The 16,943-nt window shown below is 37.5% G+C and carries 17 protein-coding genes; 14 read left to right on the top strand and 3 right to left on the bottom strand.

The features are described 5' to 3' along the window. Positions 1-2 precede the first annotated feature (2 nt). The 3 genes from D3873_RS06820 to recO are packed head-to-tail and all read left to right on the top strand — an operon-like array spanning position 3 to position 2,134. Positions 3-410: a cytidine deaminase gene (locus D3873_RS06820; RefSeq protein WP_119883350.1), complete on the top strand. Its 408-nt coding sequence runs from the start codon at positions 3-5 to the stop codon at positions 408-410. Continuing rightward, complete coding sequence (era, locus tag D3873_RS06815; protein WP_119883349.1) at positions 397-1,311, top strand: GTPase Era; 915 nt, start codon at positions 397-399, stop codon at positions 1,309-1,311. The genes D3873_RS06820 and era overlap by 14 nt, the downstream gene beginning before the upstream one ends. Positions 1,312-1,333: 22 nt before the next feature. Beyond that, complete coding sequence (gene recO, locus D3873_RS06810; RefSeq protein ID WP_119883348.1) at positions 1,334-2,134, top strand: DNA repair protein RecO; 801 nt, start codon at positions 1,334-1,336, stop codon at positions 2,132-2,134. Between the two features lie 19 nt (positions 2,135-2,153). Here recO and D3873_RS06805 read toward each other — a convergent pair whose 3' ends face one another. Beyond that, positions 2,154-3,533, bottom strand: a complete 1,380-nt coding sequence (locus D3873_RS06805; protein ID WP_119883347.1) for a glycine--tRNA ligase — start codon at positions 3,531-3,533, stop codon at positions 2,154-2,156. A 313-nt stretch (positions 3,534-3,846) separates the two neighbouring features. On the opposite strand from D3873_RS06805, the gene ccpN reads away from it, so the two are divergent. From ccpN to D3873_RS06760, 9 genes are all read left to right on the top strand, one after another. After that, complete coding sequence (gene ccpN / locus D3873_RS06800) at positions 3,847-4,485, top strand: transcriptional regulator CcpN (RefSeq protein WP_119883346.1); 639 nt, start codon at positions 3,847-3,849, stop codon at positions 4,483-4,485. Positions 4,486-4,494: 9 nt separating this feature from the next. Next, entirely contained in the window at positions 4,495-5,301 is an 807-nt protein-coding gene (locus D3873_RS06795; protein WP_119883345.1) for a pyruvate, water dikinase regulatory protein, read from the top strand. Positions 5,302-5,770: 469 nt separating this feature from the next. Beyond that, entirely contained in the window at positions 5,771-7,585 is a 1,815-nt protein-coding gene (gene dnaG / locus D3873_RS06790; RefSeq protein ID WP_119883344.1) for a DNA primase, read from the top strand. A 29-nt stretch (positions 7,586-7,614) separates the two neighbouring features. After that, a complete protein-coding gene (gene rpoD, locus D3873_RS06785) occupies positions 7,615-8,748 on the top strand; it encodes an RNA polymerase sigma factor RpoD (RefSeq protein WP_119883343.1) in 1,134 nt (377 codons plus the stop codon). A gap of 15 nt (positions 8,749-8,763) precedes the next feature. Beyond that, positions 8,764-9,327: a hypothetical protein gene (locus tag D3873_RS06780; protein ID WP_119883342.1), complete on the top strand. Its 564-nt coding sequence runs from the start codon at positions 8,764-8,766 to the stop codon at positions 9,325-9,327. Positions 9,328-9,502: 175 nt separating this feature from the next. Beyond that, a complete protein-coding gene (locus tag D3873_RS06775; RefSeq protein ID WP_119883341.1) occupies positions 9,503-10,642 on the top strand; it encodes an acyl-CoA dehydrogenase family protein in 1,140 nt (379 codons plus the stop codon). A 143-nt stretch (positions 10,643-10,785) separates the two neighbouring features. Beyond that, positions 10,786-11,142: a cytochrome c550 gene (gene cccA / locus D3873_RS06770; protein ID WP_119883340.1), complete on the top strand. Its 357-nt coding sequence runs from the start codon at positions 10,786-10,788 to the stop codon at positions 11,140-11,142. Positions 11,143-11,208: 66 nt separating this feature from the next. Beyond that, positions 11,209-11,901 (top strand): tRNA (adenine(22)-N(1))-methyltransferase, encoded by a 693-nt coding sequence (locus D3873_RS06765; protein ID WP_119883339.1) that lies wholly within the window; start codon positions 11,209-11,211, stop codon positions 11,899-11,901. After that, a complete protein-coding gene (locus D3873_RS06760) occupies positions 11,902-13,020 on the top strand; it encodes a Nif3-like dinuclear metal center hexameric protein (RefSeq protein WP_119883338.1) in 1,119 nt (372 codons plus the stop codon). It abuts the gene before it with no gap. A 231-nt stretch (positions 13,021-13,251) separates the two neighbouring features. Here D3873_RS06760 and D3873_RS06755 read toward each other — a convergent pair whose 3' ends face one another. Together D3873_RS06755 and vrrA are read right to left on the bottom strand one after the other, a co-directional pair. Further along, entirely contained in the window at positions 13,252-14,229 is a 978-nt protein-coding gene (locus D3873_RS06755) for a 4-hydroxy-3-methylbut-2-enyl diphosphate reductase (RefSeq protein ID WP_119883337.1), read from the bottom strand. 67 nt (positions 14,230-14,296) lie between these two features. Next, the gene (vrrA, locus tag D3873_RS06750) at positions 14,297-14,623 is read right to left on the bottom strand and encodes a VrrA/YqfQ family protein (protein WP_162920155.1); all 327 of its coding nucleotides are present in this window, start codon (positions 14,621-14,623) and stop codon (positions 14,297-14,299) included. A 72-nt stretch (positions 14,624-14,695) separates the two neighbouring features. On the opposite strand from vrrA, the gene D3873_RS06745 reads away from it, so the two are divergent. After that, complete coding sequence (locus D3873_RS06745; protein WP_119883335.1) at positions 14,696-16,000, top strand: DEAD/DEAH box helicase; 1,305 nt, start codon at positions 14,696-14,698, stop codon at positions 15,998-16,000. A gap of 6 nt (positions 16,001-16,006) precedes the next feature. Then, positions 16,007-16,894 (top strand): deoxyribonuclease IV, encoded by an 888-nt coding sequence (locus tag D3873_RS06740; protein ID WP_119883334.1) that lies wholly within the window; start codon positions 16,007-16,009, stop codon positions 16,892-16,894. The last annotated feature ends 49 nt before the right edge of the window (positions 16,895-16,943 follow it).

The raw sequence follows: 16,943 nt of genomic DNA, 5'->3' as shown, positions 1-16,943 counted from the left end.
TATTGAAAAAAGAACAACTAATAGAAGAATCTAAAATAGCACGAAAAAATGCATATGTTCCTTATTCACATTTCCAAGTTGGTGCAGCATTATTAACAACCGAAGGAGAAGTGTATCACGGATGTAATATTGAAAATGCTGGTTATTCCATGACAAATTGCGCAGAGAGAACTGCCTTTTTTAAAGCAGTATCTGAGGGCAAAAAGTCATTTGCAGCATTAAGTGTAGTAGCTGACACAAAAGGACCTGTTTCTCCTTGTGGCGCTTGCCGTCAAGTAATGGCGGAGTTTTGTTCACCTGATATGCCTGTATACTTAACAAATTTACATGGAGATGTTCAAGAAACAACAGTTGCAGAGTTGTTACCTGGAGCTTTTTCACCGGAGGATTTACATCATGCTGGAGAATAAACCAGGATACAAATCAGGATTTGTTGCAATTATTGGACGTCCGAATGCTGGGAAATCCACTTTTTTAAACCGAGTTGTCGGCCAAAAAATTGCGATTATGAGTGATAAACCACAAACAACACGAAATAAAGTGCAAGGCGTGTATACAACTGATGAAGCACAAATCGTCTTTATAGATACTCCAGGAATTAATGAGCCAAGGCACAAACTTGGTGACTTTATGCTGAAAGTTGCAAAAAATACACTTCGTGGTGTAGATGCGATTATCTTAATGGTGGATTCTACGGATCGAATTGGTAAGCAGGATCGATATATTCTAGATATGTTAGAAGGTACGGAAACACCCGTTTATCTTGTGATGAATAAAATTGATTTAATTCATCCCGATAAGTTAGTGAGTGTAATGGAAAGCTTTCAAGCAGAATTCTCTTTTGCGGGTGTTATTCCGATTTCTGCGCTTGAGGGAAACAACATGGAAAAATTGTTAGTAACGCTGACCAACCAGTTACCGGAAGGACCACAATATTATCCCGCTGATCAAGTAACAGATCATCCAGAACGGTTTATTATTTCGGAACTTATTCGTGAAAAAATACTACATCTTACACATGAAGAAATACCGCATTCAATTGCTGTTGTTATTGAAAAAATTAAACGCGATGAAGATAACAATAAAATTCGTGTGAGTGCGACGATTATGGTGGAGAGAGAATCTCAAAAAGGCATCGTAATTGGAAAAAAAGGTGCACTACTCAAAGAGGTGGGAATTCGAGCTCGAAAAGACATCGAAATGCTGCTGGGGTCCAGTGTCTTTTTAGAAATGTGGGTAAAAGTCCAAAAAGATTGGCGCAATAAATCGACGCATTTACGTGACTTTGGATTCCGCGAAGACGAATATTAATCGTCTAAAGGGGTGAGAGGAAATGCTCCATCGAATCGAAGGTATCGTCATTAAAACACGAGATTACGGAGAAACAAATAAAATTGTCACGGTGTATACGAAAGAAAATGGAAAAATAACTGCTATGGCTAGAGGGGCAAAAAAAGCTGCGAGTAGATTGTCTGCAATCACTCAATTGTTTTCATATGGATCATTTCTAATTCAAAAAGGAAGTGGAATGGGAACTATTCAGCAAGGCGAACTACTTGAATCGTATCGATTCCTTCGAGAAGACTTTGAAGCAACGGCTTATGCAAGTTATATTGTCGAAATTATGGACCGTTTAACCGAAGAAGAGCGGCCATCAGACGGAATTTATCATTTATTACTGCAAGCTCTACACGCTATTTCAGAGAAGTACGACCCTGAAGCGATTGCGTTATTCGTCGAGTGGAAGATGCTTCAAGTAGCGGGAATATATCCGATGATGACCAAATGCACCAATTGTGGAGCTTCTGAAGGGGAATTTGCGTTTTCTTTTCAACAAATTGGCTTATTATGTCATCGCTGTTTCGAAGTAGATCCGTATATTATTCGATTAACTCCTACTCAATTAAAACTAATACGTTTATTCATGGAAGTACCAATTGAGCAAGTAGGAAAACTTGAAATTAAAAAAGAAACAAAACAATTTATAAAAAAAATCGTTCGAACGATTTACGACGAACAAACTGGCCTACGATTAAAAAGCCGAAAATTTCTCGATCAAATTGATCGAACTCCTGATTGGTTCAGTCAGACAAAAGCCAGCCCGTCAAAAGAAGAGAAGCCAGATTCCCCATAGTTGGGAATCTGGCTTTTTCTTAAAATTCAAGATGTTTTTCAATGTAAGCAGCTACAACATGAATTGGCATACGAACTTGTTCCATGGAATCACGATGTCTTACCGTTACTTGATTGTCTTCTTGTGAATCAAAATCGTACGTAATACAGAAAGGCGTACCAATTTCATCTTGACGACGATAGCGTTTTCCAATAGATTGTGACTCATCGAAATCTACCATGAATTTTTTACTTAAGTCGGTAAAAATGCTACTTGCATTTTCGGAAAGCTTTTTAGATAGCGGCAAGATCGCAACTTTATACGGTGCAATAGCAGGGTGGAAACGCAATACGGTACGCTTGTCATCACCTTCTAGTTGTTCCTCGTCATATGCGTCACATAAAAAAGCGAGTGTTACACGATCCGCTCCCAGAGATGGTTCAATACAATACGGCACATAGCGTTCATTTGTCACTGTATCAATATATTCAAAATCTTCTCCAGAATGCTCCATATGTCGTTTTAAGTCAAAGTCAGTACGATCTGCAATACCCCATAGTTCTCCCCAACCGAATGGGAATTTATATTCTACATCTGTTGTAGCGTTGGAGTAATGGGATAATTCATCCTCATCGTGATCACGCAAACGCATATTTGACTCACTCATGTGCAAAGAAAGTAACCAGTTTTTACAAAAATCTCTCCAATATTGGAACCACTTTAAGTCTTCACCAGGTTTGCAAAAGAATTCAAGTTCCATTTGTTCAAATTCTCGCGTACGGAATGTGAAGTTCCCAGGAGTGATTTCGTTTCGAAAGCTTTTTCCAATTTGCGCAATACCAAATGGCATTTTTTTTCTCATGGATCGCTGAACATTTTTAAAATTAACGAAAATACCTTGAGCAGTCTCAGGTCGTAAATAAATATCGTTTGAAGAAGACTCTGTTACACCTTGGGATGTTTTAAACATTAGATTAAACTGACGAATACCCGTAAAATCTTGAGCACCACATTCTGAACATTTGATATCATGCTCGACGATGAGTTTCTCCATTTCTTCAAATGGAAGTCCATCTACAATCATTTCAATTCCTTTTGCGTCTAAAGCATCTTCGATAATTTTATCTGCACGATGTCTAGCTTTACAAGATTTACAATCGATCATAGGGTCATTAAAATTTCCTATATGACCTGAAGCTTTCCAAACAGAAGGGTTCATTAAGATAGCAGCATCTAATCCCACATTATATGGTGATTCTTGGACGAATTTTTTCCACCATGCTTTTTTGATATTATTTTTCAGTTCAATTCCCAGCGGACCATAATCCCATGTATTTGCAAGGCCTCCATAAATGTCAGAGCCAGGAAATACAAATCCACGATGTTTAGCTAGACTTACGATTTGTTCCATTGAAGTCATTCCAATTCCTCCTCGAAAAAAAATAGTACTCGTCTCCGGACGAGTGAACGCCCGGGGACGAATACTATGTATCCGCGGTTCCACCCCGATTGGTAATAAAATTATTACCCTCTTTTCAAAAATAACTCCCAGGGGCCGTTTCACGATTGTCGCAGACTTTCACTATCTCTGCTCGCTTATTGGTAATCGCTACTATATTCCTGTTCATAGTCATTTATATTGTCTATAATCGTATCACGCAAAGGAAGTCTTCGCAATGCATATCTAAATAGGTTATAATATTGAACGATGAGTATAACACTTTTAACAGGCGGTGAGTCAGATCGAGCTCAACAAGCGTCAGGAGGAAATTCTCTCCATAGTCAAAGGAAACGGGCCAATAACTGGCGAACAAATAGCGGAAAGACTTCATTTGACGCGTGCTACTTTGCGCCCAGACTTAGCCATACTTACAATGGCAGGTTATTTAGATGCACGTCCGAGAGTAGGGTATTTCTTTAGTGGAAAAAAAACAGCACAAGCTGTTACCGATAATATGATGAGTTTGCGAGTGCGAGACTTTCAATCGATTCCAGTAGTAGTGGAAGAGAATGTTTCCGTATATGATGCAATTTGTCAGATGTTTTTAGAAGATGTTGGAACTTTATTTGTTGTCGATAAAAACAAACTATTAACAGGTGTTCTCTCGAGAAAAGATTTATTGCGTACTAGTTTAGGAAAACAAGATTTAAATAAAATGCCCGTTCATATCATGATGACTAGGATGCCCAATATCACGTATTGCATGAAAAATGATTTGCTTATACAAGCAGCAAAAAAATTAATAGACAAGCAAATCGATGCACTACCTGTCGTCTTAGAACAAGCGAATGGATTGGAAGTCATTGGACGGTTAACAAAAACAAATATTACAAGTGCGTTTTTGTCACTTGCAGAAAATCATGATATTTGAGGTGGCAAAATGAAAAAATTAACGATTTATATTATGTCAGATTCTGTTGGTGAAACAGGAGAACTAGTTGCAAAAGCCGCAGTAAGTCAATATAGACCTGGTTTGCACGAAACCAATTTAAAACGCTTTCCTCATATTGATACGAAAGATCAGATTCGTGAAATAGTAGAATTGGCTCGACAAAATCAGGCGATGATTGTTTATACGCTTGTGCAAAAAGAATTGCGGACTTACTTAAAAGAGTTATGTGAGAACGTAAATATACCTCAAATCGATTTAATGGGACCTATGATGGAAGCATTAGAGGAGAAACTAGACGAGATACCTTTCGAGGAACCTGGTTTAGTAAGGAAATTAGATGATGACTATTTTCAAAAGATCGAAGCGGTAGAATTCGCGGTTAAATATGATGATGGAAGGGACCCTAGAGGACTCCTTCTAGCGGATATTGTGTTAGTAGGTGTATCGAGAACATCTAAAACACCACTATCACAATATTTAGCCCACAAACGATATAAAGTGGCAAATGTACCGCTAGTACCAGAAGTAGAGCCTCCAGAAGAATTATTTTTGGTAGATCCTGCTAAATGTTTTGGTCTAATTATTACTCCTGAAAAATTGAACAATATACGAAAAGAACGATTGATTGCACTAGGGCTTAATGATGATGCAAATTACGCCAAACTTGAAAGAATCTCCAGCGAAATTGAGCATTTCAACCGTGTCGTTGAAAAAATTGGGTGTGAGGTTGTCGATGTGACAAATCGTGCTGTAGAAGAAACTGCGAATGTGATTTTAAGTAAATTACATGCATAAATCTTCGAATAAGATTATCTAAGCTGTAGACAGATTCATGAAGAATGAATTTGTCTACAGTTTTTTCCTCTCGTACTTTTAATGGGATCTGCAAGCCTTCCAGCCACTATTATGGTGGATTATATCCTCTATTACCTACATGTTTTTTCTTTTAAAAATGTCACCATATCTTTATAATCTTTTTACCATTTTTTACGCAGCTAACAATAAACTCAGTTTTCTCTTTTTCTAAAAGTTCCATCATAAAAATAGATGTATATTTAGTGAATTAAATACTAGCTTAATTTCTTCATAGGTTTTATAATAAAATATTGTGGGTAAAACTATTTTCCCAATGGTCTATTTTCACGAAAGATGTACAAGATAACGAAAATAAAAAAGTTTTTTTCAATAAATATGTCGAATTTTGCAGGATTTTCATTAATTATCTCGAATTCCTATTGTTAGATTACAAGATGGAGATGTTAATTTGATAAAGATACCAGAAGAAACAATTGAACAAATACGATCTTCCGTTGATGTAGTCGATGTCGTTTCAGCATACGTTCAATTGACAAAAAAAGGACGAAATTGGTTTGGTTTATGTCCTTTCCATGGGGAAAAATCACCATCTTTTTCTGTCTCTCAAGAAAAACAAATTTTCCATTGTTTTGGTTGTGGGGCTGGCGGAAATGCCATCACCTTTATAATGGATATTGAACACATTGGATTTCAAGAAGCAATTGGAAAATTAGCGAAACAAGTAGGTATTGAGTTAGACATAGAAGAAGAAAGTGTCACTACTGGAAGTGCTAGACGTTCTGATGAAGAGCAGCAAATGATAGATGCCCATCAATTTGCAATGGATTATTTTCATCACCTCTTGATCAACACGGAAGAAGGGGAATCTGCATATCGTTATCTCGAAGAAAGAGGATTTTCAAGGGAACTTATGGAAGAGTATTCTATAGGATGGTCTCTCCCTAATTGGGATGCGCTTGTTAATCTTCTCCTTCAGAAAGGTTACGATTTAGAAAATCTTTCTAAAAGTGGGTTGGTCATTCAAAAAGAAGGGGCCAAAGAGTATTTTGACCGTTTTAGAGGAAGAATAATGTTTCCTATTAAAGACGAATTCGGGAACGTTGTAGGTTTCTCAGGAAGAATAATCGATGCCAATGAGACGGAAGCAAAATATTTAAACAGTCCTGAATCTCCAATATTTCATAAAAGTGAACTTTTGTATCATTTAGACAAAGCTAGAGCATCCATACGTAAAAAGCAACAAGTTATCGTCATGGAAGGATTTATGGATGTATTAGCTGCAGCTAAAACAGGAGTCTATCATTGTGTAGCAACGATGGGCACTTCTTTGACTTCTAGCCATATACGAAAGTTAAGAATGCTGACAAATAGGGTATTAATTTGTTATGACGGAGATCAAGCTGGTATGCAAGCAGCTGTGAAAGCTTCGAAGATGTTACAACTTGAAAAATTGAAAACGGAAGTAATACTTCTACCAGATAATATGGACCCGGATGATTATGTGCAGGCGAATGGAGCTAACGCTTTTCAAGATTTGCTTTCCTCAAAAGGATACGCATTTCTTGCATTTCAAATGTTAGCAAGTAAGAAAAACAAAAATTTTCAATTTGAGAATGATTTACTGCAATATGTGCATGAGGTGCTTGAACTTCTTGCAACTTTTGCTAATCCACTAGAAAAAGAATTGTATGTCAAGCAACTTTCCAATGAAGTGAACTTATCGGTCGAAAATTTGTCCCGTCAATTAGTAAAAGTGGAAAGAGGGATGAAACAAACTACCGCCACACACCAACAAGAATCGATGGAAATAGTGGTGAAGTCCACGCCGAAACAATCTGCTATTCACCGAGCAGAGAAAAATCTTCTATCTCATTTATTGGAGGACGAAGATTTAGTATCAAGATTACATGATGAGATTGGTATTCCTTTGTTCATTCATGATCAGTACAACTCACTGTATTTACAATTAATTGGTTTTCTCGATAAGTATAGACAATTGGACATACAACGATTTATCGAAGTTATACAAGATGCAGAACTTCGAAAATTAGTATTAGATGCAAGCTTATTAGAAAAAGATCCGGAACATGTCAGAGAAGAAATTGAAGATTCTCTACGACAAATTCGTAAACATAAAATTTTTCTGTTAATTGAACAGAAGATGTATGAATCAAAAGAGGCAGAAAAAGCAAATGATATAGGAATAGCGCTAAAACTTGCAAGAGAAGTCATTGAGTTAAAAAGATCGCTTGATACGATATAGGATCATTCGCAGTTGAGGAGGACGTTAGCATGGCAGAGAAAACAGAACGAGTAAAAGAAACCGAAAACGAAATGACGTTGGAGGAAGCAAAAAAATCTCTACTTGAGTTAGGGAAAAAATCCGGAGAACTTACTTTAGGTGACATTGCGGAAAAATTATCCGTTTTCGAGTTGGAATCAGATCAAATTGAAGAATTCATCGAACAATTAGAAGCACAAAATGTAGAGCTTGGTAGAAAAGATGGAGACGAAGAAGACTTAGAAAAACAATTGAAAAAGGCGCAGAGTGAAGAAGAGACATTTGACTTAAATGATTTAAGTGTACCTCCAGGTGTCAAAATCAATGATCCAGTCCGTATGTACTTAAAAGAAATTGGACGTGTCGATCTATTATCCGCAGAAGAAGAAATTGAATTAGCGAAAAAAATTGAAAAAGGTGACGAAGAAGCAAAAAAACGACTAGCGGAAGCAAATTTACGATTAGTAGTAAGTATTGCAAAACGCTATGTTGGACGGGGCATGTTGTTCCTCGATTTAATCCAAGAAGGAAATATGGGTTTGATTAAAGCAGTTGAAAAGTTCGACTATCGCAAAGGATTTAAATTTAGTACGTATGCGACCTGGTGGATTAGACAAGCAATCACACGTGCCATCGCTGACCAAGCGAGAACAATCCGTATTCCAGTGCATATGGTTGAAACAATTAATAAATTGATTCGCGTGCAGCGCCAACTTCTTCAAGATCTTGGACGTGAACCTTCACCTGAAGAAATCGGTGAAGAAATGGAATTGCCTGCTGAAAAAGTTCGTGAAATCCTTAAAATTGCGCAAGAGCCAGTTTCTCTTGAAACACCGATTGGAGAAGAAGATGATTCTCATTTAGGTGATTTCATTGAAGATTCGGATGCGCAGTCTCCTTCTGATCACGCTGCTTATGAATTGTTAAAAGAGCAACTAGAGGATGTATTAGATACATTAACAGATCGGGAAGAAAATGTTCTGAGACTTCGATTCGGGCTTGATGATGGGCGAACACGCACATTAGAAGAAGTAGGAAAAGTATTTGGCGTTACTCGGGAGCGAATTCGTCAAATAGAAGCTAAAGCGCTTAGAAAGCTACGACATCCTTCTAGAAGTAAACGTTTAAAAGACTTCTTAGAGTAAAAGCAGGGTTGCCTTGTGAATGAACAAAAAAAGAGAATTATTCTAAATGAAATCTCCTTTTGGAAATCGAATCACCTTCTTCCAGAGCATTATTGTGATTTTTTACACGCTCTTTATAGTGAAGGTGATTCGGAGAATTCCGAAAATCAAGACGCGATTACACATTCTGTCTTAGCGAAAGAAAAAATGAAGAAGACACGAAATCTTATCTTTTTGGTCTTCGTAGCTATGGCTATCGTAGGAAGTTTGTTTCTACCATTTCTTGCTCCTGCCATTTCTATCGTGATCGGAGCTGTTTTTATTTTTTCTTGTATTTATTATATTTGGAAAAAAGGTGCTTCGGCGAAAAACTTTTTCATCCCAATAAGTTACATTGTAGGAGCATTTGTTTTGTTGGGAATTTCCTTAAAAGTGTGGACTTCTTATTTTCCGGAATACCCATTACTTCTTATTCTCCTGCTAATTGGTAATTGCTTTTCTTGGATTTTTATTGGTGTAAAATTAAAACTTCATTATTTTACATTGAGCGGATCGTTAGCGCTTGTTCTAATTATCCTTTATCGTATTATTCTTACATAAAAAATGCATCACACTTATTTAAATATAGGTGTGATTTTTTTGTTATTTTTTTAGAATGAGAACAAATTAGTAAACAGTAAAAGATTGAGTAGAGTACAGAAATTATGTGAAAGTGCGAAAATTTACGCTATAATGAAAAATGAAAGCGTTTTATTAATTAAAGGGGTTGGATGACGTGAATTTTGACTTATCGCAAGAACATCAAATGATTCGCAAAACAATGAAAGAGTTTGCGGATAAAGTAGTCGCACCAGGAGCGATAGAACGAGATAAAACAAAGGAATTTCCTAAAGAAATATTTGCTCAACTTTCTGAGATGGGAATGATGGGATTGCCATTTTCAGAAGAGTACGGCGGCGCAGGAGCGGACACAATTAGCTTTGCAATTGTTACGGAAGAGTTAAGTAGAGCTTGTGCTTCTACTGGTATTACATACTCGGCACATATTTCGCTTGGTGGTGCACCACTTAATCTTTTTGGAACAGAAGAGCAAAAACAAAATTATTTACGCCCTATTTGTGAAGGTACTTCGTTTGGAGCTTTTGGTTTAACAGAGCCTAATGCAGGGTCAGATGCTGGAGGAACTCAAACGAGAGCAGTTGAAGACGGGGACGATTTCATTATAAATGGTAGTAAGGTGTACATTACAAATGCTAGTCATGCCAAGCATTTAGCAATTACAGCAATTACAGGTGAAACAGATGGAAAAAAAGAAATTAGTGCCATTATCGTACCAACTGATGCAGAAGGGTTCACTATTATCGATAATTACGAAAAAATGGGATTGAATGCTTCTAATACAACAGAACTAGTCTTGGAGAATGTCCGAGTCCCTAAAACAAATTTATTAGGAAAACGTGGAGAAGGTTTCCGTCAATTCCTTGTAACGCTTGACGGCGGTCGGATCGGAATTGGGGCAATGGCTGTAGGTATTGCTCAGGCGGCATTTGATCGTGCGCTAAACTATTCAAAAGAACGGAAGCAATTTGGAAAAACGTTATCCGAATTCCAAATTACACAATTTAAATTAGCTGACATGGCGCTGAAAATTGAATTGGCTCGGACAATGGTGCATAAAGCAGCATGGCTTAAAGATCAAGGACGTAAGTTTACGAAAGAAGCATCTATGGCTAAACTGTATGCTTCTGAAATTGCAATGGAAGTATGTGATGAAGCCATTCAAATTCATGGTGGATATGGGTATATGAAAGAGTATGAAGTGGAACGCTATCTACGTGATGCGAAACTTCTTGAGATAGGTGAGGGTACTTCCGAAGTGCAAAAAATGGTAATTGCAAGACAAATCGGCTGTTAAGTTCACGTTTTTGTCGAAAATGGTACAATAAGCGAAAACTTAATCAATAACGCTTTTCGTTTTTCATTGTTTGAAGTACAATTAGCTTGTTGATTCATTCTATATGAATAAGTGCTAGAATGACAAAAAAGGAGGTAAATACAATGCAAAAGAATCCTATTGTTGCTTTTTTATTAATTATGGCTTTTGGTATCGGTCTTATTTTCTTTTTATCAGTTGAAGGTGTCGAAAAGAAAAAAGAAATCGCTGAAGGACATGGTGAAGGAGAAGCTACAGAAGAAACTGCTGAATTCGATCCAGAAGCATTTGCTCAAAGTAAATGTATCGCTTGTCACGGTGGCGACTTAACTGGTGCTAGTGCTCCATCTTTAGTAGATACGAAATTATCTCAAGAAGAAATCGCTGAAGTTCTTACAAATGGTCGTGGCGGTATGCCTGCTGGTTTAGTACCAGCTGAAAATATCGAAGCAATGGCTGAATATGTTTTCTCACTTGAATAGTACAGCTAAAAACCTTTATTCTTAGGAATAAAGGTTTTTATTTTGGGGAAAGAATAGGTGTTATACATGAACGCAACAAATTTATCCACCCGTTTACAACGAGTAGCAAATTATGTCGATCAAGGCGCGATAGTAGCAGATATCGGAAGTGATCATGCCTATTTACCTTGTTATCTTGTACTGTCAAACAAAGTCACGACGGCTTTTGCCGGTGAAGTTGTACTAGGGCCGTTTGAATCAGCTATGGAAGAAGTAAGACGGAATCAGTTAGAGCATGCCATCACGGTTCGATTAGCAGATGGGTTGTTAGCCGTTCAACCGGAAGATCAGGTGAACACAGTTACAATTGCTGGAATGGGTGGTCCCTTAATAGCATCGATTCTTTCAAAAGGTCTTTCACGTTTGCCATCTGTTCAAAAACTAATCGTTCAACCTAATATTCATGCAAAAGCAATACGGGAATGGGCGATTCAAAATGGATGGAAGCTTACGGCAGAAGAAATTTTAGAAGAAGATGCAAAGATTTATGAAATCTTAGTCCTTAAAAAAGGTGTAATGACATTAAGCGAAAAGGAAAAATGGTTAGGTCCATTTTTATTAGCTGAAAAATCTCCAGCCTTCTTAACAAAATGGAACAAAGAAAAAAAATCATTACAATCCATTTTGATGAGCGTGGAAAATGCGGAACAAACAACTGAACTTGAAATAAAGAAAAAAGAAATTCTACAAAAACTGCAATGGTTAAAGGAGGAACTTTAAGTGAAAACAGTGAATGGTCATGAAATCATTTCACTTTTTGAAAGCTGGTCTCCTACTTCCTTAGCAGTGGAGGGAGACCCTGTAGGTTTAGAAGTTGGTCAATTAAATCGAAAAATTTCGAATGTCCTTGTCACTCTAGATACTACGGAAGAAGTAATTGAGGAAGCTATTGCAAAAAATTGTAATTTAATTATTTCCCATCATCCACTTTTTTACCGACCAATCCAGTCTATTCGCACGGATTCTTTTCAAGGAAAAGTCATAGAAAAATTAATTAAAAATGACATAACACTTTACACGGCACATACGAATTTAGATGTGGCTCAAGGTGGAGTTAATGATTTATTGGCTGAAGCACTTGACTTAGAATCAATCGAACTATTAGAAGTGACGGACGAAGACAACTACCGAAAATTGGCTGTATTTGTACCTTCCGATTTTGCTCAGAAGGTTCGGGAAGCGTTGGCTAGTGCAGGGGCAGGTAAAATCGATGATTATGATTCTTGTAGTTTTTCAACCGTTGGTGAAGGACGCTTTCAACCGTTAAAAGGTGCAGAACCATTTATTGGAGCTGTAGGGAAATTGGAAACAGTAGAAGAAGTGAAAATCGAAGTTATTTTTCCTAGAAGTTTAACTAGTGCCGTGTTGAATGCGTTACATGCGAGTCATCCGTATGAGGTGCCAGCGTATGACTTATTGGAACTTCTTACGCCCGTTACTAAAAATGGAATAGGAAGAATCGGTGTGCTATCTGAAAAAATGACGCTCGAACAATTTTCTTTATTCGTAAAGAAAAAGTTATCTGTTCCGTTTGTTCGAGTAGTCGGGAACCTTTCAACAGAAATCCATAAAGTGGCTGTGTTAGGTGGAGATGGCAACAAATATATTCGAAAAGCAAAGCGGATGGGTGCAGATGTTTTAGTTACAGGAGATATGTATTTTCATATTGCACAAGACGCGGAACGAATGGGATTATCCATCGTAGATCCTGGACATCATATTGAGTCGATTATGAAGCAAGGCGTGAGCACAAAAATGAACTCGATGATGAAAGAACGAGGGTGGAACGTTCATTTTATTGCTAGTGAGATTTCAACAGAGCCTTTTCGTCTCTTCTAAGTTTTTCTTCAATCCTAATTTACGTTCATCTATATATTGGAATGCGATAGCTAAATGTCTGGGCAGAGAGGGTGTGCTTCTAAATTCTTTTTCAGAGAGTACTGAGAGGATTTAAAGTTAGGATAAGCAATTAATTTGTTCATTGACAAAATAAAGAATCCGAACGATTTCGATAGTTCTCGTAGAATATCGACTACTCGCTCGGATTTTTTAAACTAATGAAACAATAGGTTAACTCAATGTATAGGGTTCAATACGTGTTACTGGCTTAGGCTGTTTAATCTTCGGAAGAATTCTATCCAAGGTAACGGTTCTGCTTAAATCGTGTGTAGAAGGATCATTTTCTTCGTATTTTTCTAAGAATTGAATAACTTCTTTCACAATTGGTGTTGGAGTTGATGCACCTGCGGTTACCGCAACTGTTTCAATTCCTTCTAACCATTCAAGCTTCAACTCAGACAAATCGGAGATTCTAAAAGATTTCGTGCTGGCAATTTCTTCTGATACTTGTGTTAATCGATTTGAATTGTTACTCATTGGATCGCCGACAACAATTAATAATTCTGCTTGTCCTGCATGCTCCGCAACGGCTTCCTGACGTACTTGAGTAGCAAGGCAAATTTCTTTATGGACTTCAATTGTTGGATATTTTTCCTCAAGTTTCTCCATTAAGTGGACAACATCCCATTGACTCATCGTAGTTTGATTCGTGACAAGCAGCTTAGGATTTTCGATCTGAAGCGCATCAATGTCTTGCAAGTCTTGAACTAAATGAACTCGATCTGGTGCGACGCCAATTGCACCTTCAGGCTCAGGATGTCCTTTTTTGCCAATGTAAATAATATCGTATCCCTCGGCTGTTTTTTCTTCAATTAGCGTGTGTGTTACAGTTACATCTGGACAAGTTGCATCAATTGAAACTAATCCTTTTCTGCGTGCTGTTTCACGCACTTCTGGTGAAACACCATGTGCAGTAAAGATGACAGTACCTTCAGTCACTTTATCTAAAATATCTTTCCGATTTTCTCCATCCAATGTAATGATGCCATCTTGTTCAAATGCATCTGTCACATGTTTGTTATGAACAATCATCCCTAAAATATAGATTGGTCGTGGCAACGATTTATCCATTGCAGCGTTTCGTGCAATTACCATTGCATCTACAACACCATAACAATATCCACGTGGTGAAATTTTTAATACTTGCATGAAAAGCACTCCTCTTATGAGTTCTACCATCATTATACAGAAGAGAAGTACCTTATTCAAAACATGCTTATTTTGGAGAATAAATTTTTGGTCTTGCAACGCTACTTTGCGCTACATTTGCAGCAGTAGAACTAGCAGCATCTGGCAAGTTGGAGAAACCTTTATACATGCTTAGCAACGCTGGAAGGTTTTGAACCATAGGTGAAACTTGTTTCACTACAGGAGAAAGCTGTTGCGTCAAAGCTAGCACTTTATCCGCTACTTGCATGTATTGGTCTAGTTTGCTTGGAGCAGCAGCTGCTCCATACATATTTAACCCTCTACCAACAGGTGGTAAATTTCTGGATAGAGAGGTCGTTGATTGAGAAAACGGATAAAAAGAAGCGTATCTCAAAGTTATCATCCTTTCAATCGTCTTAAATGAACGAAAACGTGTTACAATAAAGGAATGCGAGGAGTGACGTTAATGTCGAAATATACAGATTATGATTTTCAGCCTTTCTTAATAAAGGCGATAGATCAATTAGGTTTTTCGGAACCAACACCCATTCAAAAAGAAATGATTCCTTTAATCCTAAAAGGAAAAAGCGCAATTGGACAATCTCACACGGGTACAGGGAAGACGCATAGTTTTCTAATTCCTATTGTAGAAAAAATAATTGCGGATAAACAAGAAGTACAAGCAGTAATTACTTCTCCAACTCGAGAACTAGCAACGCAAATTCACGTCGAGTTACTGAAGCTTATTGAAGGTACGGAAATTACGTCAAGACTGCTAATTGGTGGAACAGACAAAAAGCGTGCAGTGGATCGTTTGAAAGTACAACCCCATATTGTTGTGGGGACCCCTGGACGAATCCAAGATTTAGTAAATGACCAAGCCCTTTTTGTTCACACTTCTCCAGTTCTAGTGGTGGATGAAGCGGATTTAGCATTTGATTTAGGTTTCATAAAAGAAATTGATCAATTTGCTTCCAAAATGCCTGAGAAACTGGAAATGTTTGTATTTTCAGCAACAATTCCAGAAAAATTACAACCATTTTTAAAGAAATACATGGATTCACCAGTTCATATTAAAATCGGCGATAAAAAACCTGTAGCTGATGGAATTGATTTTTCTTTAGTTCCAACCAAAAGTCTTTCTAGAAAGAAAAAATTGCTACAAGTGCTAGAAGGAATAAATCCATATTTGTGTATCATTTTTGCAAATACGCGATCGAATGCAGATTCTGTTGCGGATTTTTTAGCAGAAAACGGTTTCCGAGTTGGAAGAATTCATGGTGATTTAAATCCACGTGAACGAACTAGAATGATGAAACAAGTGAGAGACTTGGAATTTCAATACATTGTTGCTACTGATTTAGCAGCTCGTGGAATTGATATTCAAGGGGTAAGTCATGTCATCAATTACGAATTGCCAGAAGATCTTGAATTTTTTATTCACCGTGTAGGTCGAACCGCTAGAGCTGGATTAACTGGACAAGCTATTACGTTATATGATCCTACGGAAGAAGATAAAATTGTTCAAATTGAGAAGATGGGTATCCCATTTGTCCACCGTGACGTGAAAAATGGCGAGTGGAGTGAGATGAAAGAACGCCATGCCCGTAAAAACCGTGTGAAGCATGAAAATGAATTTGATGCAAAAGCGAAATCTGTTGTACGTAAACCAAAAAAGGTAAAACCAGGCTACAAACGTGCAATGAAATGGGAAATGGATAAAGTTCGAAAAAGAGAAAGAAGAATCAAGCGCAATAAAAAAGGGGAGTAAGTTGCTATGTTGCTAGGATCACATGTTTCAATGAGCGGTAAAAAAATGTTGCTTGCTGCAAGTGAAGAAGCGGCATCCTATGGTGCTTCTACCTTTATGATATACACCGGTGCACCTCAGAATACGAGAAGAAAGCCCATTGAAGAGTTAAATATTGAAGCTGGTATGGCTCATATGAAAGAAAATGGACTGTCAAACATTGTCGTGCATGCGCCATATATCATTAATATAGGAAATTCTGTTAAACCTGAAACGTTTGAACTTGGAGTTGAATTTCTTCAAAAAGAAATTCAAAGAACTGCTGCTCTTGGTGCTTCACAAATTGTTCTTCATCCTGGTGCTCATGTTGGTGCTGGTGCAGATATTGGTATAAAGAAAATCATAGAGGGCTTGAATGAAGTATTGAGTCAAGATTACCCGGTTCAAATTGCATTAGAAACAATGGCAGGAAAAGGATCAGAATGTGGCAGAAGTTTTGAAGAATTAGCAGAAATTATTGATGGTGTAACACATAACGAAAGACTTTCTGTCTGTTTTGATACATGTCATACACATGATGCCGGATATCCTGTAAAAGAAGATTTTGACGGAGTGCTAGAAGAATTTGACCGAGTCGTTGGCATAGATCGTATCAAGGTTCTCCATGTTAATGATAGTAAAAACGTTCGAGGTGCCGCAAAAGATCGCCATGAAAACATCGGCTTCGGCGAAATTGGATTTGATGCGTTGCTAAAGATTGTGCACCATCCACAATTAATGCATGTGCCAAAAATTTTAGAAACACCTTATGTCGGATTAGATGCTAAGTCAAAATCTGCCCCTTATAAACAGGAAATTGAAATGCTTTTATCGAAACAATTTAGCCCTTCAGCGATTGATGCGCTGCGAGTCTAAAACTAAATAAACGTGGAGTGCGAGAAGATGTGAGATGCATCGTTCTCGC

Source organism: Paenisporosarcina cavernae (assembly GCF_003595195.1).
Lineage (GTDB): Bacteria > Bacillota > Bacilli > Bacillales_A > Planococcaceae > Paenisporosarcina > Paenisporosarcina cavernae.
The sequence above is the reverse complement of the archived record's forward strand: the minus strand, read 5'-3'. Positions and strand labels throughout refer to the sequence as shown.